Source organism: Mycobacterium senriense, from assembly GCF_019668465.1.
Classification (GTDB): Bacteria; Actinomycetota; Actinomycetes; order Mycobacteriales; family Mycobacteriaceae; genus Mycobacterium; species Mycobacterium senriense.
This window is the reverse complement of the sequence record NZ_AP024828.1, coordinates 4,331,041-4,351,034: the sequence shown is the minus strand read 5'-3', so window position 1 is coordinate 4,351,034 and position 19,994 is coordinate 4,331,041. Positions and strand designations below refer to the sequence as shown.

Genomic DNA, 19,994 nt, shown 5'->3' with positions numbered 1-19,994 from the left:
CGATTCGATCGCCTAATCGTTTTTTGCCGCCCGGGTGGGTCCTTGTCGGTGCGATCGAGGACGCAAACTGTCAGTCCACGGCGAGCGAGCATGGTGGCCAGGGGCGAGCCGGCGTCCTTTCACCGGACGGTCAGGATTACCGGGCCGCGGTCGACCGTGTCTACGCCGATGATCCCAACTGCGACGAAGAGGTCGACGCCGAATTAGGCACCCTGGCCAGGAGACTAGCTTTGACGTTGTCACGCGGGGACGTGCGCAGCCGTGAGCAGAAGCACGCGCTGAAACCGGTTGGGGTGCTTTAGTTGTAGTCATTTGCCGCCCGACCACCCAGCCCGCACCGTGTAGGGCCGCGTCAACGGTCGTAGCGGTCGATCTCCTTGGCGGTTTTACGGATATAGGTGATCGTGTCGCCGGTGAGAATGTCATCGACCCCCGCTGCTTCAAGGCTCGTTTCTAGCCCGTCAGCAATGTCGTTCAAGAGTGCAACCAGATCAGTGGGCGGTGGCTCGAGGAGCTTGCGTCGTTGGGTGGCGATCCTTTCCGCCAGATCCTTGCGTCCATTTTCAAGGGCCGTTTTCTCGTCTTCTTCTAGATATTGCAGGACGGCTGCTAGCTCATCGTTTTCGTCGGTCATGGTGGGAATGCTAGGCCAGAAGCGCCGGATCGCGTTTGCGCAGTTGTTCAACGGCGCTGTGTTGTCCGCGTGGGTTCGGTCAAGTTGATGTAGACGGCATTGACGTTGAATTAGCGGCCGCCCGTGACACCCCGGGCAGTTGGGCTGCCTGCGGTCGTCCTAACGTGCCGGCTGAATGGAAAGACTCGTTTGCTCGATCCCGCCGTATTCGTTTCCGCCGTATCCCGCCCGCCAAATAGCCGCCGGGTCGGTCAAAATCCAAGCAGGGGACAGAGTGTCATCTCTCCGGCAGCTCGGCGAACCGCTTCTGACACCGGTCGTACCAGCTCATCGACTTCGGGTGGCGCCAGCGGGCCTTCATGTCGTCGACAGAAGGCGTCTGCACAGACTGATGGCTCAAAGACCGATCAGCTGCGCTAGACGTTCGCGGTGCACCTCAGCCTCCCCTAGCAACAACGGGCTAGACCGCGCCCCCTTGAGGTACAGGTGCGCGGACAATTCCCACGTGAATCCCATCCCGCCGTGGATTGGATCATCTGGTGGGGGCGCAAGGGAGTGGACACCCGGGCCATGGCGATCGTGGCGATCGGGTTCCCTTGTGTCACAACCACGAACTCGCCCAACCTGCCGCTTAGCGGCGCCACGCAATCATTTCCTTGTGCTGACTGAAGTCATAGCCGTCGTCGGTGGGATGGATCTCGGTGGTGAACAGGGTGACGCCTTCGGCGGCGTAGGCGTTGCCGTCGATGCCTGGCAACCAGCCAACGGAGCGTTGGATGTCGGCCGGCGATTCCGTTTCCCTCGTCGATTCGGCCGGCGGCGGGCCTGCACGTCGTCGCTGTCGATGATCGTGACGGTGCCGTCGTACCAGCGGCGGCCACCTTGACGCACACGCGGATTCGCGCTGAGGCTCTTGACGTAGCCACCTCGGCGACTGTGTCAGATTACGTACCCCAAAGCGTTCCCGCCGCACTGCTCCGGGTGGCCGCGCTAATCTCCCCGGTCCCCTCCATTGCCCTTGCCGTGTCCTTTACCAGGGCCGTGCCATGGCGGGGCGGGAGGCTGTTGCGTCGGCGGCGGGTGTGGTGGTAGCTCGGCGTTACCAACGGGGACCGGCGCCGTCGTGCTGGTGGTCGTGGCCGGTTCTCCGGGAGCGTGCGAGGACGACGCATCAAGCGCGAGGGCCAGCGGGACAAGGATCAGTACCGCCAAGACCGCCAGGACGCTCAGCACCTTTCTCCTGCGGCTTGTCGTCGAAGAGACCAGTGCCGGGGAAAAAGTGTTCGTGGGCGGGTCGGGAACCGGCACTTCCAGCAACTTGGTGACCGGGTACGGCGGCGGGGCGACCGGGATGGCTGCGGCCGCGGTATGACGGTGGTGCAGCCCGTCGCGCATCTCCTCTGCACTAACGAACCGCTGGCGCGGGTCGTGCGCCATCGCGCGTTCGATCAGCATGATCAGGCCGGGTTCGACGTCGGGTCGCAGTTCGGCCAGCTTCGGCGGCCGTCCGTGCAGAATGGCACCGGCGAGTTCCGCCATATTTTCTTGTGGGAACGGGCGATGCCCGGCGAGTGCTTCATAGCCCACGACGCCCACCGCGTAAAGATCGTCAGCAACACACGCAGGCGCACCGGCGAGTCGCTCGGGGCTCAGATAAGCAACGGTGCCGAGAATGTGGCCGGTCAGCGTCTTGGTGGCTTCTGGAGTCTTGGCAATCCCGAAGTCTGCAACCTTCATGGTCGCGCCGCCCGGGCCAAGCAGGATGTTTCCGGGCTTGATGTCGCGATGCAAGATGGCGGCGCGGTGTGCCTCAGTCAGCGCGGCCAGGACGTTGTCGAGCATGGCGTGGACCCGCTGCTGTGACAGTGGGCCATGGCACACCTCGTCAGCCAGGGTTCCACCGGGCAACCGCTCCATGACGATGAACGGCCTGCCGTCATGCTCGCCGCTATCGTAGACAGCGACGATATTCGGGTGGTTGAGTGCCGCGGCCGCGTGGGCCTCCGCGTCAAATCGGTTTCGCATGCCGCTTTGGGCGCTCACGGCCGGGTGGAGGAGCTTGATCGCGACCGGTCGGCGCAGTCGGGTATCCCAGCCGTCATAAACCTCGGCCATGCCACCACGACCCAGCCTGCCGCGCACCTCGTAGCGGCCGGCGAGCAACACGCGGGTGTCCATTCGCCCTGCTAACTTCGCGCCCCTGCGGTCACAATTGTGGGCGTCGTGTACCCGAACAGCGGCGGCTCAAAACGCTCCCGTGCTCGACACAGGTAGAGCGAGCGCACAGGCGCGCACATTTGCTCGGCCTGCGGTTTGCGATGGCAGGGCGCCTTGTGCATCGTGCTGGCCCCTTCCGAAGGGGCAAGACATAGGCAGGGATGGGCAACGAAGATCGATCACTGGCATGGCCTATGGGCCACCACCGCCAGCCACCGAGGGCCGTGCGAACCTGCTATGAAAGCGCTTGGCGCGCAGTGTGATAACGAACAAGCTGAGGTTTACTGGTAACCCGGCATATTCGGTTTTTGCATATTGCTCCGGCACGACGTCGCCGGGGGAGAGGACGGGCCGGCGTTGCAATTGGCAATTCGTAACCCTTTAACACATCACCTGACGGAGATCACGGCACACCAGGGCGCCGAAAGATTATCGGCCATAAGCCTTCTCACGCAGTGGGTCGAGGTGTGCGATCTGGTTAAAGCGAAGGAAGCTGGTCAGCTCGACATACCCTGTAACTGAGGACATCGGCTCACTCTATGTAGGACGTCGGGGTCTGGAACCAACCGCTAGCTGCGTTGACAAGATCTCAAACGCAGTGCGGGAGCACGACTGTGTGCTGTGACTGTTAAGGATCGTTACCGCAATCGTGATCTCGCACTTGTATCTTCGGATATACGAGAAGGCCGAAGCTTTCGACCTTCAATAGCGCCTATCGGCGTCCGCAAGCCTGGGGGCTGACATGACCACTGCAACCGCCGCGCACGACCCAGTCGAGACAGACGCGGCTCACGGGCATGACGATGTCCTTTTGGCGGTCGCAAAACTGAACGCGATGGCCTGTCGAGGGGACACCATTCTCGCCGAATTGAAGCCGCGCTGGCGACTCACGGAAGAAGAGATCGTGCGCGCGGCGATCACGGTGATTTTAGTAGCCCTCTTGGCGGTGATCGGCGTCGCCACGGGCGCGATCTTGACAATGGGTTAGCAGCGGATTCGGCGCGTCGCCTTAAGCCACACGAGAGAATTCGGGCAGACCGCACTAAACTCATCGGCATGGCCGAGTAGTTTGAAAGGTGCTGCAGCACAACGTATGTAGATGTGCAGAAAGCCCCGAAAAATCGAGGCTAAACGTGTATTAACGTGCCAGATCACACAGTGCGCCGTCGAAGCGGGCACGCGCCTCATGGATATCGGAATAACGGGTGTCGGCCCAATCGATGAGGCTCGCCATCGGCTCGAGGAGGGATTCGCCCAGCGGGGAGAGGCGATATTCAACGCTCGGCGGCTTGGTCGGAAAGACATGGCGGGTGATCAGTCCGTCTCGCTCCAAATCGCGCAGCGTCTGGGTGAGCATGCGCTTGGAGATGTCGCGAATAGCTCGGTGAAGCTCGCTGAAGCGCTGGGGTCGCGCCGCAAGGGTCATGATCATGAGGATGCTCCACTTGTCGCCAATGCGGTCGAGCACGTCGCGCACCGGGCAATACACGGGTCCTACCGACTCGGCGTCGTCGGATTGGTATCGGCTGAAACGCTCGATCGCGCTCACTGCGGAGTTCACGGAGTTCATACGGGTTCCCTTGATCTCACCTGGTTACAAATAACTGCCTCCTTACGGCGCAGCCTCAGGGTCCATATATTAGACCTGGTCTAGAAGATAGACCAGGTCTAACACGTAGACCATCGTGCGTTAGGAGAGAATGCATGAAGATTCTGGTTTTGGGGGCAACCGGCGCAACCGGTCGACTGATCGTCCGCGACGCCACGGCCAGCGGTCACTACGTAGTGGCGCTGGTCCGTGCGAAGGCGCGCTCTGATCTGCCGGGCGCCGAGGTGATCGAGGGCGATGTCCGCGACGAGGGGACCCTCGCGCGCGCGTTGGACGGCTGCGATGCCGTCGTCAGCGCGTTGGGCACCGGTATGGGCTTGCGCGAGGTCGACCTGCTGACCGTCGCGACCCGAGCCCTCGTCTCGGCGATGACCCGCGCCGGCGTGCGCCGTCTAATCTGTATCTCCGCGCTCGGCGTCGGCGACAGTCGCTACCACGGCGGCTTCGTCTTCGACCGGCTGTTCCAGCCGTTGCTGCTCGGCCGCGCCTATAAGGACAAGGAGCGCCAAGAGGCCGCGATCCGCGCCAGTGCGTTGGACTGGGTTGTTATCCGCCCCGCCATGCTTACCAACGGCTCACCACGTGGCCGCATGCGGGCCACCACCGACCTCGCAGGCGTCCACGGCGGCAAGATAGCGCGCGCCGATGTCGCGCAGTTCGTGGTCGAGCAACTGACGAGCGACGCCTGGTTGCGACGCACACCCGTCATCCTGTGGTGAACGGCGGTTCCGTACATCGCTTTCGAGCCGCAACTACCGGAATAGATGACGGTGTTAAAAAGGGCGCACGGAAAACTAACTCAACACTCGGGGGATTCTCGTTCAGACTGGCGGCGGTGTCTCACTCCGACTGGGGGAGAGATCGGACCTATCGCACATCGCCATTCGGATAACTCGACCGATGGAGGTCCCACTGGCCGCAATCGGGCGCTAGGACATCGTTGACGTCGACTTCGAGTCCGCCGACCCGTGGGCCGGGATTGGACGCGGTGCTCACGACGCGCTGGTAGAGAACAGCGGCGGGGTGGACCCGATTGCCGGACCACGCGCGAGTTTGCCAGGCCCACCGGCGGCCAGCTGTGCTCGAAGACCCGATAACCCCATCGGTCGCGGCCCACTGGCACACATCGATGCCCCCGTAGACTCCGGTGCGTTGAACGCCGAGAACCGAGTTGATTCCCCGAAACCACTGCAGCGCGAAGCGATTCCAGGTGTCGCGGTTGATGCCTTCGTCGATCGTGAAGAAAATCGGCGCACCCTCGCCGCCGCCAGCCGCGGTGTGCAGCTGCCAAGCGGTGCGCGCGTCCGCGATGCCGCCGACGTAGCCCCGCGTGAAGTCGGACGGTGCCGACCCACCTGGCTTGCCGTATTGGTAGTTACTCACGATCACCAAGCCCGCGGCTTTCAATGAGTCGGCGTAGGACCGAGTGATTGGCTTGGCCCCAAAAGACGAGCCAGGGCGTGACAGCGAGACGTAATTGACCACCCCGCTATAGCCGGCAGCTCGGATCTCCTGCGCCGGAATCTGGCGCGCGGCAAAGTCGATCAGTTGAGGAGGAGAAGCGGCGGCCGCCGTATGCGTGCCGCAGGCTACCGATACGGCACCCAGACCGGCCAACGCGGTGGCGTAACGCAGCGCGTCGCGCCGGGAAACCGTGCGCAATCGCACATCGCTTGCCGTTGGAGGCAAATCGTGCATCGCGCGATGTTAACGAGGTGACTGCAGTTGCCGATAGGCCTGTGCCAGCCGAAACACGGGTGCGTTTCCAAATGGATATCGAGCGGTGACCGTTTCGACCGTTTAGGGCCTCGAAAGCCGCGCGCGAACCGACTAGATCACCGGTAGCCCTGCGTATTCGATCCGTGCGTATTTCTCGACCAATCTACAAAAAATATGAGAGGCAGGACCGTCAGAACATTTCTTGCGCGACATTCTTGCGCGCCGTCAGCCTGGGTTACGCTACCGGCCCATTCGTGCGCGATGTAGTAACGATCTACGCACCCAACGGCACAATCAAGACTTCCTTCGCCTGGGCGCTTGCGGATCTATCCGACGGCCACGAGACAGCCGACCACATGTTTCCCGCGCGTCAGAGCGCAGCGTGACCGATGAGAACGGGATCGAGCTCGATTCGAACGGCATGGTTGTCAGAGCAGGAGGTTGCGGCCTGAACTTGAACTCGAAGTGGAGAGAGCGACCTCTTCACCGATGTCTTCGTGCCACCCGTGGCCAACGATTCCGGTTCGGCAATTGGGTACGGCGATTGATGCTCAGCAGGGGGTCGCCGGGGTGATTCATCCGATGAACGCGGCGTACTTAAGTTGACATAATGTCGCTTATCGGCACAAAGCTATTGCGAGCTCACGCCGTCCTGGGCCGGTGACCTGCCGTTTTACGCTGTCGCGTCACCTCCGTACGGTCTCACCTGACGCCGAGGATAAGCGTCATCGACGGGCTGCCGTCGCGGGGCAATGGCGGCGCGATGAGCTCAAGCGCCGACCACCGATGGACCGGTTTCGCCTAGAACGGGCGGCCGCTTACCCCTTCCGCCGTCAGGGCGGTACAGGGATCAATACGTCACTGTGACGAATATCGTTGCGGCGCAGGGGTGTTGAGACGCGGTGTTGGCCGGCGTTAGTTCGGCTTGTGCCTCCACGACCTGGGGCGCGTGCGACGGTGCGTGTCGGTCGACCAGAGATGGCCGCAATCCGAGCACTGCAGATGCACCAGGGTGCCTCTGTTGCTCAGCAGATACTGCCAGTGCGTATCGCAGTTGCGACTGCTCCGACAATCACCACACTCGGCGCGGTGATCGCAGCGCGGGCATGGCAACCATGCGCGACGGCCGCGATCCGCGGTCGGATCAATCGGTAGCACGAGCAGCCGTCCGTTCGGGAAGAACGCCGGCGCGGACCAACTCGTCGTAGACCCGCTGCTGCTCCTCATCGAGATTCGAGTACAGCATGTCGTACGCCCGATCTTCCTCGCTCAGCACAGCAATGGGGTCCCAGTCGTCACCCATCGCTTCGAACATGGCGCTGCGCCTACGCGCCTCGTCGAGGGTCAGATCGTAGGCAAAGTCGAGGTCGGCCATCGTGCTCCCAGCCATTAGATACGCAAACGAAGAAATCAGGATGACCTTATTGACGCTGATAGGTCTATGACCTACGTCACGGTTGCCGGTTGACATTCGTCACACTCGGTGCTGACCACCGACAATTCAGCGGCCGCGGCGCGACGGCGACGACACGGGCGCCAGGTTCCCGCACGCTCGAAGCCGGTCCGCGCCCCCTACTCCCCCTCCCCGCCTATCGCCCGCAATACGTCACTGTGACGAATATCTTTGTGGGACAGGGTCTTTGATGACGGGCTAATGGTTGCCGGCCTAGCGCGATGCAACCCCCGAGGCGGAGTCTCAGCCGGTGTGCGGCGGGAAGTACATCTCTTGTTTGACCGTGCAGACCAGATCGCCGCTGCGGTTGAACATCGTCCCGCTCGCCAGTGCCAGCGAACCCGCGCTACTCGGCGACGAGCGATCGTAAAGAAGCCAGTCCGACAACGCGGCCGGCGCGTGGAACCACACCGAATGATCACGCTGAGCCGACGCCCCAACACCACCGCGTGCGGCGTATGCCGGTTCGGTCAACGTCACCGCCGACAGGTACGCCACCAGGCTGGCGGTGAGCGCCGGATCGTCGGGAACCTCGCCGTCGGGCCGCCACCACATCGGCGCCCGTGCAGGTGGCGCGACGTCGGTGTCGATGATGCGGCGCTCGAACCAGCGCAGGCTCGACCACCGCCCTGGGGCGCTCTCGGCGGACTCCGCCAGATGCGGCGCAACCCACGGCAGGGACTCCGGGCCGCAAGCCTCCGGCATGGGTGGTTGATAGACGACCTGAGTGGGCGCGGAATCGGCGACCTTGAACGACGACATCGCCTCCATCAGAATCTTGCCTTCCTGGCGGGCAGTGACCCGTCGCGCCGAAAACGTCCGGCCTTCCTGGAGGTCGACGACCTCGAAGTCCACCGGCTGACGCGAATCGCCGGGCCGCAGGAAGTACGTGTGGACGCTGTGCGGGGTGCGACCCGGCGCGGTGTGGCTTGCCGCCAACAAAGCCTGAGCGGAGATGTGACCGCCGAGAATGTGGTTGGCGGGTGCAGGTAATTGCTGCCCGACGAAGACCCACTGGTCCACCCTCTCGAGCTCCAAGGTGGCAAGCACGTCGCCCAGCGAAGATGGCATCACGACGTATCTTGCCGGATACCTTCTCACCCGCCGAACCGCCGGTACCTCTGTAGTCGCCGTAGCGCCTGCGCCGACGCCGGCCCGGACGCCGGCTGCAGCGCGTCGTCGAGCCGCGCACGGACGCCGTCGATGTCGAGATGCATCCCGATCGCCACCAGACAATTGGCCGCGACCCCCGGCGGTGTCTTCCCGATATCGATCGCGCTGCCCACCAGGTTGACGACGTAGTCGCGGACGGTCGCGCGGTGGCGCACCGCCACAACGCCTTTCATCCTGAATACCCGCGACGGTGGATCTTCGAGAAGATCGAGCAGGGCATCGGGGTCGACGCAACCGGTGCTGCTGACGGTGATGGCATCGGCATCGGCATGGACGTGGTCGTGGTCGTGCTCGGGCTCCAAATCTAGAAACGAGAGCTGCCCAGTCTGGCCGGGCGCGGCGGGCGCGTCGAAGAGTAACCCCGGGTCTATCCGGCCACCCGTGGCGCCGACGACATGTACGCGCGGATTGCGTTGTGCCGCCCGTTGCGCGACGCGTTGCACCACTGCCGACCGCTCATCCTCAGCAATCTGGTCGAGCTTGTTGACCACGATCAGCGAGGCCGCACCGTAGCGCACCGGCGGCAATGCGCCGCAGTCGACGGTGTCGAAGTGATTCACGGCGTCGATGACATCGACAAGCCCGCCCGCCCGGACGCCGCGGATCTCACTGAAGCCGATGATCCGCGCGATCGCCACCGGGTCGGCCAGACCGCTGGCCTCGACGACGATGGCATCGAGGCCCCGGGCCGGGTCGGCGAGCTTGACCAGCGCTTCATCGAGCCCACCGTCGTCGGGCAGACAGCAGATGCATCCTCCTGCTATCGAGGCCGGCTCGTCGACCTGGCCCGCGACCAGACCTGCGTCGATGTTGATATCCCCGAAGTCGTTGACCACCACACCGATTCGCGTGCCAGGATGCCGCAACAGGTGGTTGAGCAGCGTCGTCTTGCCGGCTCCGAGATGGCCAGTGAGCGCGATGACGGGTATCGCAGCCAAAACTCTTGCCCTCCACATCGCTATCCGGACACCCGATGCTAACGGGCGTACGTTCATGGTCCCCATTCATCCATTAGGCATAGGTAAGCCCGACAGCGGCCCGGGCCGACTATAACAGAGCATGCGCTCTGTTATAGTGGCCGCATGCCACGCCCACGTGTCCACGATCGCGACGTTGTGCTTGACGCCGTCGAGGAGCTGGTGGCGCGGTCGGGCCCAACCGCGGTGACCATCCGGGCGATCAGCGCGGCAGTGGGTATGTCCAACGGCGCTGTCTATCACACGTTTACGTCACGGGGCGGCCTGATGGGCCAGGCTTGGCTGCGGGCCGGTCAGCGATTTTTGGCGGTGCAGACTTCGTTGGCCGACGAAGCACTGGCCGGCGCAGGCCCCATCGATGCCGTGGTCGCCGCCGCCGACGCGGCGGCGGTGTTCGCCCAGCGGTATCCCGGCTCATCGACCCTCGTGCTGCGCGTACGCCGCGAGGAAGTGCTCGCCGACGACGTTCCCGACGACATTGCCGATGAACTGGGGCGACTCGACAAGCTTCTCGTCGCGCTGATGGTGCGGCTTGCCATCGCAGTCTGGGACCGCAAGGACGCCGCGGCGGTGGACGCGATAACGAGCTGTGTCGTCGACCTGCCCACCGCGCTGCTGCTGCGCCGGGACCGGCTCGGGAGTGCCACGGCGCGTGCGCAGCTGAACGCGGCCGTACGCGCCGTGCTGACCGTGGGGCCCCAACCGCCAAAGCGGCGCGGCTGACGAATCATCTTAACTACCAGCGCAACTCAGGAGGAACGCATGACAGTGGTATTGGACTACGCCGACAAAATCGCCATCGTCCGCTTAGGCGAGGACGAGAACCGTTTCTCCCCTAGGTTTCTGGATGACATCGAGGATGCGCTCAACCAAGCCGTCTCCGACGGCGCACAGGGACTGATCACAACCGCCGTCGGCAAGTTCTACTCCAACGGCCTGGATCTGGAATGGCTGGGCGCTCACACCGACCAGGGCCAGTGGTATATCGGCCGGGTGCACCAGCTGCTGGCACGCATGCTGACCCTGCCGCTGCCCACCGCGGCCGCCGTGGTGGGTCACGCGTTCGGCGCCGGCGCGATGCTGGCCGTCGCGCACGACTTTCGCGTGATGCGCGCCGATCGCGGGTACTTCTGTTTTCCCGAGGTCGACATCCGCATCCCGCTCAACCCCGGCATGGCCGCGCTCATCCAAGCCAAACTCACGCCCCGCGCCGCCGTCGTCTCGATGACCACCGGCCGTCGTTTCAGTGGCGCCGACGCGGAAGGATTCGGCATCGTCGACGCCACCTGCCCCGAGGACGCGGTCACCGACACGGCCCTCGGTTTGATCCGCCCCCTGCAGGGCAAAGATCCGGGCACGCTGGGCGCGATTAAGCAGACCATGTTCGATCACGCCGTGCGCGCACTGATCGAAGACGGAGCGAAATCATGACCGGACCGAAAGCCGTCACCGCACCCAGTTTCACCCTGGGGATCTGGAACAGGCTGCAGCAATTCCCCTTCGGCAACAAGATATTCAGCTGGGCAGTGTGTTGGAAGGCGCCATACTTCTCCAGCGTTCACCCCACCATCACCGTGTTGCAGCCCTGCCGCTGCGAAGTGCGCGCGCCCAACCGGCGAGGCAGCCACAACCACTTAGGCACCTATCACGCGATTGCCTCATGCAACCTTGCCGAATTGGCCGCCGGCATGATGACCGAAGCCACCCTGCCAACCACCCACCGCTGGATCCCGGTGGGAATGACTGTCCAGTATTTGGCCAAGGCCGGCACAGACATGCACGCCACCGCGTCGCTGGATTCCATGCCGGAACTCGGCGATGAGCCCACGACGCTGGTCGTGCCGGTGCAGGTCACCACGGCCGACGGAACCCTGGCGGTGCGCGCGGAAATCACCATGCACATCTCACCGCGGCCATCCCGGCGTGGCTGATCCGCCGCTCACCCTCATTGAAGTTTCCGCCTTGGACACTAAGCCCGTTCCTGTATGGTCAGCGATGTCCGCCGGCGCGAGGGAACAGGGGCTTTTCGATGGCAAACAGGCTCCCCGACAACGCCTTCACGTCCCCACATGTTCTAGACCTCAGCCTTCGCAAGGTCGCGCGATTCGTGCCGCGCGGCTACGCCCTGCACCGCGGTATGAAGTTTCAGCGCGCCGTCATGAACCTGATGGGCAATGCGGGACGCCTCCGCAGCGTGCCCGTCGCCGCCGTCAACGAGCACGTCACCGTCCGTCTGCACCGCCCGGCGGGCCTTCCCGAGTGCGCACCCGCGCTGCTGTGGATCCACGGCGGCGGGACCCTCATGGGGCACGCGGCCCAGGACGATAAGTACCTGCGCAAGCTGTCTCACTGCACCGGGTTCGCGATTGCGGCGGTAGAACACCGCTTGGCTCCCGAACACCCCTACCCGATACCGGTCGAAGACTGTTATGCAGCCCTGTTGTGGCTGGCCCGCCAACCGTGGGTCGACCCGGATCGCGTCGCCATCGGTGGCGCCAGTGCCGGTGGGCATTTCGCGGCCGCGGTCGCCCAGCGAGCGCACGACCGCAACGACGTACGAATCGCCTTCCAAATGCTGGTTTATCCGATGCTCGACGATCGCACCGGCGCCAAGCGCGACGGCCCCAGGCGCATCATGTGGACCGAATCCGACAATCAACTCGCCTGGCAGTGGTACCTCAACGGGGCCGATCCCGAAGAGGCGGCACCGGCTCGCCGAAAGGATTTTTCGGGCTTGCCGCCCGCCTGGATCGGGGTCGGGACGCTGGACCTCTTCTATCAGGAGAGCCTGGAGTACGCGCGACGCCTGCGCGAGGCGGGCGTGCCGGTCCACGAGGAGATCGTCCCGGGCGCGTTTCATGCGTTCGATCAGATTGCGGAGAAGGCGCCGATATCGACGCGGTTCTTCGAAAGTCAATGCGATTACCTGCGGGGCGCGCTCGCACCCAGCGGATGACCGCTATCAGCCAACCCTCATCCGCCGCACTCAGACGAACTAGGTTGTGCGACAACGGCTTACGTCCCGATGTCGGGACGGCCCGCGCGTCGCTTCAGCCACCGAGCTCGATCAGCCAAACTTGGCCGCCGGGCATGACCCGCGCCGCCATCGACCCCGAACGCGGCACCTTTTGACTGCAAAGTGTGCACAACGTGCAACTATATGGGGTATGGGCAATCCCGTGGGGCTACGAGAGCGCCGTCGCCGCCAGACGAGCGCCGACATCCGCGATGCCGCGGTGCGCCTCACGCTGCAACGCGGATTCGACAAAGTCACCGTCGACGAGATCTGCGCCGAAGCCGGAATTGCCACACGCACGTTCTTCAACTACTTCCCGAACAAGGAGTCTGCGCTCGCCTACGGCCCCTCGGACATACCTCCCGAACTGGTGGCGGACTTCGTCGCCGCAGGTCCCGCCCCCTACTCGGTGGTGCTGGCGGAGCTGATCACCCTGGCCGCACACCACCTCCGCGACGTGCCGCCGCGACGCGAACACGCGGCCCACATGCTCGAACTCGCCAAGACCTCTCCAGCCGTGTTGGCGGCGTTCCTCGCCGACTTGGAGCGATTTCAGAACCAGTTGACCGACATCATTGTGCGTCGCCAGGCGATGAGACCGGACGACGAGATGGCGGCGCTGATTTCCGCGCTGGCGCTGACGGCGGTGCGTTCCGGCATCGAGAGGTGGGCGAGCGGCGAGGCAAACGAAACCGCCGACACGCCGATGCCCTATGTTGAGCGTGCCGCGGCGCTGGTGAACAGCATCTTCACAAAGTGATCTGAAACACCAGTAGCAAATGTTGCATGCACTGCAAGATATGCACATCATGTACTATGCGCTGGTGGCGGTGCCCGGGGAGGCTTCAGCAACAGGCTGAGCCGGGCATCGGCACCGAGGACGTCAGCCGTTGTGGGTGGGCAGCATTCACCGCGTTTGAGGCTCCAGCGCGCGAACCGTAGCAATCGCCGTACTTCGTTGTTGAGCAATGCGACCTGTGGGCACTCACCTGCCCACGACCTCCGGTCGCGCAAACGCTGACCCGCGTCACGACCGCGTGGCGGGGAAGGGATCACCTAGGTGCAGATATCCAGACTTGTGCGCAACGCCTGGTTGCCGCTGTTGATCGTGGCGGTCGTGGTGGTCGGCGGCTTTGCGGTCGTCAGGGTGAAATCTTTTTTCGGTGCCCACGACACCGGCATTTTGAGCAGCCCGCGGCTCGATGACTCGAAGCCGTTCAAGCCCAAGGTCGTCAAATACGAGGTCTTCGGCTCGGCCAGCCAGGCCAACGTGAACTACTTGGACCTGTCCGCCGATCCGAGGCGGGTCGACGGCGCGCCGCTGCCGTGGACGCTGGTCCTCAGTACCACCGCCCCCTCGGTGTTCCCGAACCTTTCGGCACAAAGCGATGGCAATTCCCTCGGCTGCCGCATCACGATCGATGACGAAGTCAAGGCCGAGAACATCACCCACGGAGTGCACGCCCTGACATTCTGCTTGGTGAAATCCGCATGAGCACAACAGTCGACGACACCCGCACCGACGCCATCCCCGTCGTCAAAGAACCCGTGCATGACAAGATCCCGCGGATCATCCGAACGCTCGCCGTGCCGATCATCCTGGGCTGGATTGCGATCATCGCGGTGCTCAATGTCGCTGTACCCCAGCTGGACGAGGTCGGCAAGATGCGTTCGGTGTCAATGGCACCCGAGGATGCGCAGTCGGTGGTCGCGACCAAGCGCATGGGCGCGATATTCAACGAGTACAAGTCCAACAGCTCGGTGATGATCGTCCTCGAGGGGCAGAATCCCCTGGGCGCCGACGCGCACGCCTACTACGACCAGATCGTCCGCAAGCTCGACACCGACACCAAACACGTTGAACACGTTCAGGATATGTGGAGCGATCCACTGACCGGGGCGGGCGCGCAAAGCAACGACGGCAAGGCCGCCTACGTTCAGGTCTACCTGGCGGGTAACCAGGGTGAGGCCTTGGCCAACGAGTCGGTCGAATCCGTCCAGAACATCGTCAAGAGTGTGCCGACACCCAAGGGGGTCAAGACCTACGTCACCGGCCCGGCGGCGTTGTCGGCTGACCAGCACGAGGCCGGCGACCGCAGCCTGCAACTCATCACACTGGCCACGTTCACCGTGATCATCGGCATGCTGCTGTTGGTCTATCGGTCCATCGTCACGGTGCTGCTGACGCTGGTGATGGTGGTGCTCGAGTTGTCGGCCGCGCGCGGCATGGTGGCGTTCCTCGGCTACTTCAACCTCATCGGGCTCTCGACATTCGCCACAAACCTGTTGGTCACGTTGGGAATCGCGGCCGCCACCGACTACGCGATCTTCTTGATAGGCCGATATCAGGAAGCCCGCGCTATCGGCGAGACCCGCGAAGAAGCGTACTACACCATGTACAAGGGCACCGCGCACGTGGTGCTCGGGTCGGGTATGACCATCGCTGGCGCGACATTCTGCCTGCACTTCACCAACCTGCCCTATTTCCAGACGCTGGGTATCCCGCTGGCCATCGGCATGGTGGTGGTGGTCGCGGCGGCACTGACGCTCGGCGCCGCCGTCATCGCGGTGGCGACGCGCTTCGGCAAGACACTTGAACCCAAACGGACGCAACGGATTCGCGGGTGGCGCAAGGTCGGCGCGCTCGTCGTCCGCTGGCCCGGCCCGATCCTGGTGATGACGATCGGGGTCGCACTGGTCGGCTTGCTGACGCTGCCGGGCTATCGCACCAATTACAACGACCGCAACTATCTACCAGCGGATCTGCCCGCCAACGAGGGCTACGCCGCAGCGGACCGGCACTTCTCCCAGGCCCGGATGAATCCGGAAGTGTTGATGATCGAAAGCGATCACGATCTGCGGAACTCGGCGGACTTTCTGGTGATCGACAAGATCGCGAAGACGGTCTTCCGGGTACCGGGAATCGGCCGCGTGCAGGCCATCACCCGTCCGCAGGGCACGCCGATCGAGCACACCTCGATCCCCTTCCAGATCAGCATGCAGGGCGTCACCCAGCAGATGAACCAGAAGTACCAGGAAGATCAGATGGCCGACATGCTGCATCAGGCCGACATGATGCAGACGACCATCGACAGCATGCAGAAGATGTCGAGCATCACGGCGCAAATGACCAATGACATGCACCAGATGGTCAAAAAGATGCACGACATGACCATCGACATCAACGAATTGCGCGACCACATGGCGGATTTCGAGGACTTCTTCCGCCCGATCCGCAGCTATCTGTACTGGGAAAAGCACTGCTACGACATCCCGGTGTGCTGGTCACTTCGCTCGGTCTTCGACGGCCTCGACGGCATAGACACGATGACCGACGACATCGAGAGCCTGCTGCCGATCATGGATCATCTCGACACCCTGATGCCCCAGATGGTGGCGCTGATGCCTTCCATGATCGAAAACATGAAGGCCATGAAAACGACGATGCTGACCATGTATTCGACCCAGAAGGGTCTGCAGGATCAGCAGAAGGAGGCGCAGAAGAACTCCAACGCGATGGGCAAGGCGTTCGATGCCTCCAAGAACGACGACTCGTTTTACCTGCCCCCGGAAACGTTCAATAATGCCGAGTTTAAAAAGGGCATGAAGAACTTCATCTCCCCCGACGGGCATGCCGTGCGCTTCATCATCAGCCATGACGGCGATCCGATGTCGGCCGAAGGCATTTCGCACATCCCCTTGATCAAGAAGGCCGCCTACGAAGCGTTGAAGGGCACGCCGCTGGAGGGCTCGAAGATCTATTTGGCCGGCACCGCATCCATGTACAAAGACCTCAGCGACGGCAACACGTATGACCTGTTGATCGCCGGAATCGCCTCGCTGTGTCTGATTTTCATCATCATGCTGATCATCACCCGAGGTGTAGTGGCATCGGCGGTCATCGTGGGAACCGTCTTGCTCTCGCTGGGCGCGTCCTTCGGGCTTTCGGTACTGATTTGGCAGCACCTGATCGGCATCGAGCTGCACTGGATGGTGCTGGCGATGTCGGTCATCATCCTGCTGGCGGTCGGCGCCGACTACAACCTGCTGCTGGTGGCGCGGTTCAAGGAGGAGATCCACGCCGGCCTGAACACCGGGATCATCCGGTCGATGGGCGGCACCGGTTCGGTGGTGACGTCGGCGGGGCTGGTGTTCGCTTTCACGATGATGACGATGGCGGTCAGCGAGCTGACGGTGATCGGACAGGTCGGCACCACGATCGGATTGGGTCTGCTGTTCGACACCCTGGTCGTGCGGTCGTTGATGACGCCGTCGATTGCCGCGCTGCTGGGTAAGTGGTTCTGGTGGCCGCAACGGGTCCGTCAGCGCCCGGTTCCGTCGCCCTGGCCCCAGCCGGCGAAGGAACGCGAATCGGTAGGCGCCGCTACGTAACCCAGTCCGGCTGCGCGTCGGTCTCGACGTTGGAGAAGTCCTTGTGTCCCAGGCCGGCGGTGGTGCCGCCGTCGACGACGAACTCCGAGCCGGTGGAATAGCTGGACTCGTCGCTGGCCAGATAGACCACGAGGTTGGAGACCTCCACCGGTTGGGCCGCGCGGCCCAGCGCGGTCTGGAAGATGTCGTCGGGAACCCAATCGGTCATCGGGGTCTTGATGAGCCCGGGATGGATTGAGTTGACCCGGATTCCGCTTGGGCCCAGTTCGAGCGCGGCCGACTTGGTGAGTCCCCGGACGGCGAATTTGGTTGCGGTGTAGCCGTGGCAGGCGATGGTGCCGGCCATGCCTTCGATCGAGGAGATGTTGATGATCGATCCCCGGCCCGCTTCCTTCATGGGCTTGACCACGGCGCGGATGCCGAGAAACACACCCGTCAGGTTGATGTCGAGGATGCGCTGCCATTCCGAGAGCGCGTAATCCTCCAGCGTGCCGATGTTGATGATGCCGGCGTTGTTGACCAGCACGTCGATGCGGCCGAACTCGCCCAGGGCGGTGGCCACCGCCGCATCCCAGTCCTCGGGCTTGGTGACGTCGAGGTGCAGGTAGCGGGCTGCGTCACCGACCTCCGCCGCCACCGCCTTGCCCTCGTCGTCGAGGATGTCGCCGAACACCACCCTGGCCCCTTCGGCGACCAGCGACCGCACGTGCGATGCGCCCATCCCCCGGGCACCCCCACTGATGAGGGCGACCTTGCCCGCCAACCGTCCTGCCACTGCGTTCTCCTGTCGTGTGAGTACGTCTATGCACCATACGTACCGGAGGCTATGTATGGCCATAGCCAAAAGGACTGGGCGGGACGATCTCTTCGGGTCAGGAGTCGTACGCCCGCAGCAGCGCCCGCGTGCGCGCCCGGCCCTCCGGCGATGGATCGAATGCCGCCGCGACGTACTCGTCGACACCCGCGGCACGCAGTTCGTCGAGCCGGCCGCGGACCGTGTCCTCGTCACCGATGATCGCGGCATCCTCCGGCCCCGCGTAGCCCTCGCGGTCGAGCATCGCGCGGTACGACGGCAGCTGGCCGTAGATGGCGAACTGTTCGGCCGCCTGTTTGCGGGCGGCGTCGACGTCGTCGGTGACGCTGACGGGCAACGACGCCGCGACGCGCACCTGACCCTCACGTCCGGCATCGGCGGCGGCCTGGCGCAGCGTCGGCGCGACGTGCCCGGCCAGCGTCGTGGGGCCGGTCATCCAGGTGCAGGTGCCCGACGTGCGCCGCCCCGCGAGCTTCAGCATTTGGGGACCCAGCGCCGCGATGTAGACGTCGGGCCGCGGCGCCCCTGCAATCATCAGCGCACCCCGAGTGGTCACCGTCTCCCCTGCCGCATCGGCGCGTTCACCGGCCAGCAGGGGCAGCAGCCCGTCGAGGTATTCGTTCAGCCTGCGCACCGGCTTGTCCCACGGGATGCCCCACATCCCCTCGGTGACCGCCTGGTGGGTCATGCCGAGCCCGAGCGTGAACCGGCCACCCGAGGCGAGGCTGAGCGTGAGGGCGCGCTGCGCCATCTGCATCGGATGCTGATTTTGGATGGGCACCACGCCGCTGGCCGCCTCAATTGTGTCGACCTCGTGCAAGGCGATGGCCAGGACCGTGAGAAGGTCTGGCTCGTAGGGCAATTGACTCATCCACACGCGTTTGAAGCCTTCATCGCGAAGCATCGCGAGGTTTGCGATGGTCGCGTCGATCGGCGATGCATCGCCAGACCCGCTGAGTTGCCCGAACATACTGACCTGCATGACCACCACGCTCCTCTGCGTCGCCTTCCGCGGTGGAACGTCGTCGTCCGCTGTCCCGCCAGGCTTTCCCCATCATGCTCTCAAGCGGCGGCCGCAATCGCGACAGTGGCGGCGGCGGCCGGCGAACCCGGGCTCAGCCGACGATGTCAAAGACCGCGGCGGCCGAGGTGACGGCCTTGTCGGCGTTGCCCTCGTCATGCAGGAGCATGCGCACGCCGACGCGCCCGGGTCCGCCCGAATGGGCGGTGCCCTCGACCCGGAACGGCCCCACCTTCCCGCGCGACATGAACATCACATGCCAGCTGACGACCTGCAGCTTCTTGGTCCCGGCGACCTCGGCGGCGAGATCGATCGCCGCGGTTTCGAGGACAACGTGCTGAGGCCCGATGTGCAGCGCGGCATCCGGCGACGCGAGTTCGGTGCTGAGCTCGGGCAGTATCCAGTGGCCGTCGCCCCGACGGCTGGCACCGAAGGCCTGCCACATCGGCGGCAAATCGGGAGAGTCCTCGACCACCAGTTCGGTCCCCGAAACATCCATGCGGTCCAGGCCTTCCGGCGGGACGCCGATGATCGCGCCCTGCCCCTCGTTGAAGGCGATCACCCGAGTGGGGTTGTCGGCGTCGACGATGGTGCAGCGCCCGTAGCCCATGGTGCGGCCCTGGTGCACGATGCCCGACCCGACGATCTCGATCCTCTCGACGTCGTAGCCGGGATCGACGATCTGCACCGACGCGATGACCGGATTGGGCACGGCGACCATGTCGGTCTGGCAACCCTCCGGGGAGGAAATGGCCAATGGCGCCACCATGATTCCGCCCGCGTCGTTGCGCATGTCGCGGCGGATGGTGACGGTGTCGTCGGTCTCTCCCAGGTTCATTGACGAATGTTTGCGACCGATGTAGCGGTAACTCAGCAGGCCCGTCCAACGCCGGTACAGTTCGTCGCGGTAGGCGTCGGAGTCTCCCATCAGCTCTCGGATGTCACGAAGTTGGCCGCTCAATTCGTTCG

General features: G+C 63.9%; 20 protein-coding genes. 9 read left to right on the top strand and 11 right to left on the bottom strand.

What is annotated here, in order from left to right; translation table 11 throughout:
• Positions 1–352: 352 nt before the first annotated feature.
• The 3 genes from MTY59_RS20405 to MTY59_RS20400 all read right to left on the bottom strand — a co-directional run bounded on the left by MTY59_RS20405 (position 353) and on the right by MTY59_RS20400 (position 2,812).
• On the bottom strand, positions 353–634 hold the full coding sequence (locus tag MTY59_RS20405) for a hypothetical protein (protein ID WP_221042759.1): 282 nt from the start codon (positions 632–634) through the stop codon (positions 353–355).
• Between the two features lie 631 nt (positions 635–1,265).
• Positions 1,266–1,391, bottom strand: a complete 126-nt coding sequence (locus MTY59_RS27735; protein WP_284145227.1) for a hypothetical protein — start codon at positions 1,389–1,391, stop codon at positions 1,266–1,268.
• A 233-nt stretch (positions 1,392–1,624) separates the two neighbouring features.
• Positions 1,625–2,812, bottom strand: a complete 1,188-nt coding sequence (locus MTY59_RS20400) for a serine/threonine-protein kinase (protein ID WP_221042758.1) — start codon at positions 2,810–2,812, stop codon at positions 1,625–1,627.
• A 781-nt stretch (positions 2,813–3,593) separates the two neighbouring features.
• Between MTY59_RS20400 and MTY59_RS20395 the strand changes: the two genes are divergently transcribed.
• Entirely contained in the window at positions 3,594–3,839 is a 246-nt protein-coding gene (locus MTY59_RS20395; protein WP_221042757.1) for a hypothetical protein, read from the top strand.
• 150 nt (positions 3,840–3,989) lie between these two features.
• On the opposite strand, the gene MTY59_RS20390 is transcribed toward MTY59_RS20395, so the two are convergent.
• On the bottom strand, positions 3,990–4,421 hold the full coding sequence (locus MTY59_RS20390) for a winged helix-turn-helix transcriptional regulator (protein ID WP_221042756.1): 432 nt from the start codon (positions 4,419–4,421) through the stop codon (positions 3,990–3,992).
• 134 nt (positions 4,422–4,555) lie between these two features.
• On the opposite strand from MTY59_RS20390, the gene MTY59_RS20385 reads away from it, so the two are divergent.
• The gene (locus tag MTY59_RS20385) at positions 4,556–5,179 is read left to right on the top strand and encodes an NAD(P)-dependent oxidoreductase (protein ID WP_221042755.1); all 624 of its coding nucleotides are present in this window, start codon (positions 4,556–4,558) and stop codon (positions 5,177–5,179) included.
• Between the two features lie 148 nt (positions 5,180–5,327).
• On the opposite strand, the gene MTY59_RS20380 is transcribed toward MTY59_RS20385, so the two are convergent.
• The 4 genes from MTY59_RS20380 to MTY59_RS20365 all read right to left on the bottom strand — a co-directional run bounded on the left by MTY59_RS20380 (position 5,328) and on the right by MTY59_RS20365 (position 9,743).
• A complete protein-coding gene (locus tag MTY59_RS20380) occupies positions 5,328–6,158 on the bottom strand; it encodes a DUF1906 domain-containing protein (RefSeq protein WP_221042754.1) in 831 nt (276 codons plus the stop codon).
• Positions 6,159–7,323: 1,165 nt separating this feature from the next.
• Positions 7,324–7,554: a DUF6400 family protein gene (locus tag MTY59_RS20375; RefSeq protein WP_250160607.1), complete on the bottom strand. Its 231-nt coding sequence runs from the start codon at positions 7,552–7,554 to the stop codon at positions 7,324–7,326.
• Positions 7,555–7,875: 321 nt separating this feature from the next.
• Positions 7,876–8,703, bottom strand: a complete 828-nt coding sequence (locus MTY59_RS20370) for an acyl-CoA thioesterase (protein ID WP_221042753.1) — start codon at positions 8,701–8,703, stop codon at positions 7,876–7,878.
• A gap of 26 nt (positions 8,704–8,729) precedes the next feature.
• Entirely contained in the window at positions 8,730–9,743 is a 1,014-nt protein-coding gene (locus tag MTY59_RS20365; protein WP_221042752.1) for a CobW family GTP-binding protein, read from the bottom strand.
• Between the two features lie 144 nt (positions 9,744–9,887).
• Between MTY59_RS20365 and MTY59_RS20360 the strand changes: the two genes are divergently transcribed.
• From MTY59_RS20360 to MTY59_RS20330, 7 genes are all read left to right on the top strand, one after another.
• On the top strand, positions 9,888–10,505 hold the full coding sequence (locus MTY59_RS20360) for a TetR/AcrR family transcriptional regulator (RefSeq protein WP_221042751.1): 618 nt from the start codon (positions 9,888–9,890) through the stop codon (positions 10,503–10,505).
• Positions 10,506–10,544: 39 nt separating this feature from the next.
• Positions 10,545–11,213 (top strand): enoyl-CoA hydratase-related protein, encoded by a 669-nt coding sequence (locus MTY59_RS20355; protein ID WP_221042750.1) that lies wholly within the window; start codon positions 10,545–10,547, stop codon positions 11,211–11,213.
• The gene (locus MTY59_RS20350; RefSeq protein WP_221042749.1) at positions 11,210–11,713 is read left to right on the top strand and encodes a hotdog fold domain-containing protein; all 504 of its coding nucleotides are present in this window, start codon (positions 11,210–11,212) and stop codon (positions 11,711–11,713) included. The genes MTY59_RS20355 and MTY59_RS20350 overlap by 4 nt, the downstream gene beginning before the upstream one ends.
• A 98-nt stretch (positions 11,714–11,811) precedes the next feature.
• Positions 11,812–12,738, top strand: coding sequence for an alpha/beta hydrolase (locus MTY59_RS20345; RefSeq protein WP_221042748.1), 927 nt, complete (start codon positions 11,812–11,814; stop codon positions 12,736–12,738).
• A 211-nt stretch (positions 12,739–12,949) separates the two neighbouring features.
• Positions 12,950–13,558: a TetR family transcriptional regulator gene (locus MTY59_RS20340; RefSeq protein ID WP_221042747.1), complete on the top strand. Its 609-nt coding sequence runs from the start codon at positions 12,950–12,952 to the stop codon at positions 13,556–13,558.
• 300 nt (positions 13,559–13,858) lie between these two features.
• Positions 13,859–14,293 (top strand): MmpS family transport accessory protein, encoded by a 435-nt coding sequence (locus MTY59_RS20335; protein ID WP_284145226.1) that lies wholly within the window; start codon positions 13,859–13,861, stop codon positions 14,291–14,293.
• On the top strand, positions 14,290–17,190 hold the full coding sequence (locus tag MTY59_RS20330; protein ID WP_221042746.1) for an MMPL/RND family transporter: 2,901 nt from the start codon (positions 14,290–14,292) through the stop codon (positions 17,188–17,190). The genes MTY59_RS20335 and MTY59_RS20330 overlap by 4 nt, the downstream gene beginning before the upstream one ends.
• Here MTY59_RS20330 and MTY59_RS20325 read toward each other — a convergent pair.
• The 3 genes from MTY59_RS20325 to MTY59_RS20315 form a co-directional block, all read right to left on the bottom strand.
• Complete coding sequence (locus MTY59_RS20325) at positions 17,183–17,965, bottom strand: SDR family oxidoreductase (RefSeq protein WP_221042745.1); 783 nt, start codon at positions 17,963–17,965, stop codon at positions 17,183–17,185. The two genes, MTY59_RS20330 and MTY59_RS20325, sit on opposite strands and share 8 nt — an antisense overlap.
• Before the next feature lie 97 nt (positions 17,966–18,062).
• A complete protein-coding gene (locus tag MTY59_RS20320) occupies positions 18,063–18,986 on the bottom strand; it encodes a TIGR03564 family F420-dependent LLM class oxidoreductase (protein ID WP_221042744.1) in 924 nt (307 codons plus the stop codon).
• Positions 18,987–19,119: 133 nt separating this feature from the next.
• Positions 19,120–19,986, bottom strand: a complete 867-nt coding sequence (locus tag MTY59_RS20315) for a hypothetical protein (RefSeq protein ID WP_221042743.1) — start codon at positions 19,984–19,986, stop codon at positions 19,120–19,122.
• Positions 19,987–19,994 lie beyond the last annotated feature (8 nt).

Bases quoted from the DNA above. Each gene is read 5' to 3' on its own strand.
- MTY59_RS20405 (WP_221042759.1), bottom strand. From the start codon at position 634: ATGACCGACGAAAACGATGAGCTAGCAGCCGTCCTGCAATATCTAGAA.
- MTY59_RS20400 (WP_221042758.1), bottom strand. From the start codon at position 2,812: ATGGACACCCGCGTGTTGCTCGCCGGCCGCTACGAGGTGCGCGGCAGG.
- MTY59_RS20395 (WP_221042757.1), top strand. From the start codon at position 3,594: ATGACCACTGCAACCGCCGCGCACGACCCAGTCGAGACAGACGCGGCT.
- MTY59_RS20390 (WP_221042756.1), bottom strand. From the start codon at position 4,421: ATGAACTCCGTGAACTCCGCAGTGAGCGCGATCGAGCGTTTCAGCCGA.
- MTY59_RS20385 (WP_221042755.1), top strand. From the start codon at position 4,556: ATGAAGATTCTGGTTTTGGGGGCAACCGGCGCAACCGGTCGACTGATC.
- MTY59_RS20380 (WP_221042754.1), bottom strand. From the start codon at position 6,158: ATGCACGATTTGCCTCCAACGGCAAGCGATGTGCGATTGCGCACGGTT.
- MTY59_RS20375 (WP_250160607.1), bottom strand. From the start codon at position 7,554: ATGGCCGACCTCGACTTTGCCTACGATCTGACCCTCGACGAGGCGCGT.
- MTY59_RS20370 (WP_221042753.1), bottom strand. From the start codon at position 8,703: ATGCCATCTTCGCTGGGCGACGTGCTTGCCACCTTGGAGCTCGAGAGG.
- MTY59_RS20360 (WP_221042751.1), top strand. From the start codon at position 9,888: ATGCCACGCCCACGTGTCCACGATCGCGACGTTGTGCTTGACGCCGTC.
- MTY59_RS20355 (WP_221042750.1), top strand. From the start codon at position 10,545: ATGACAGTGGTATTGGACTACGCCGACAAAATCGCCATCGTCCGCTTA.
- MTY59_RS20350 (WP_221042749.1), top strand. From the start codon at position 11,210: ATGACCGGACCGAAAGCCGTCACCGCACCCAGTTTCACCCTGGGGATC.
- MTY59_RS20345 (WP_221042748.1), top strand. From the start codon at position 11,812: ATGGCAAACAGGCTCCCCGACAACGCCTTCACGTCCCCACATGTTCTA.
- MTY59_RS20340 (WP_221042747.1), top strand. From the start codon at position 12,950: ATGGGCAATCCCGTGGGGCTACGAGAGCGCCGTCGCCGCCAGACGAGC.
- MTY59_RS20330 (WP_221042746.1), top strand. From the start codon at position 14,290: ATGAGCACAACAGTCGACGACACCCGCACCGACGCCATCCCCGTCGTC.
- MTY59_RS20320 (WP_221042744.1), bottom strand. From the start codon at position 18,986: ATGCAGGTCAGTATGTTCGGGCAACTCAGCGGGTCTGGCGATGCATCG.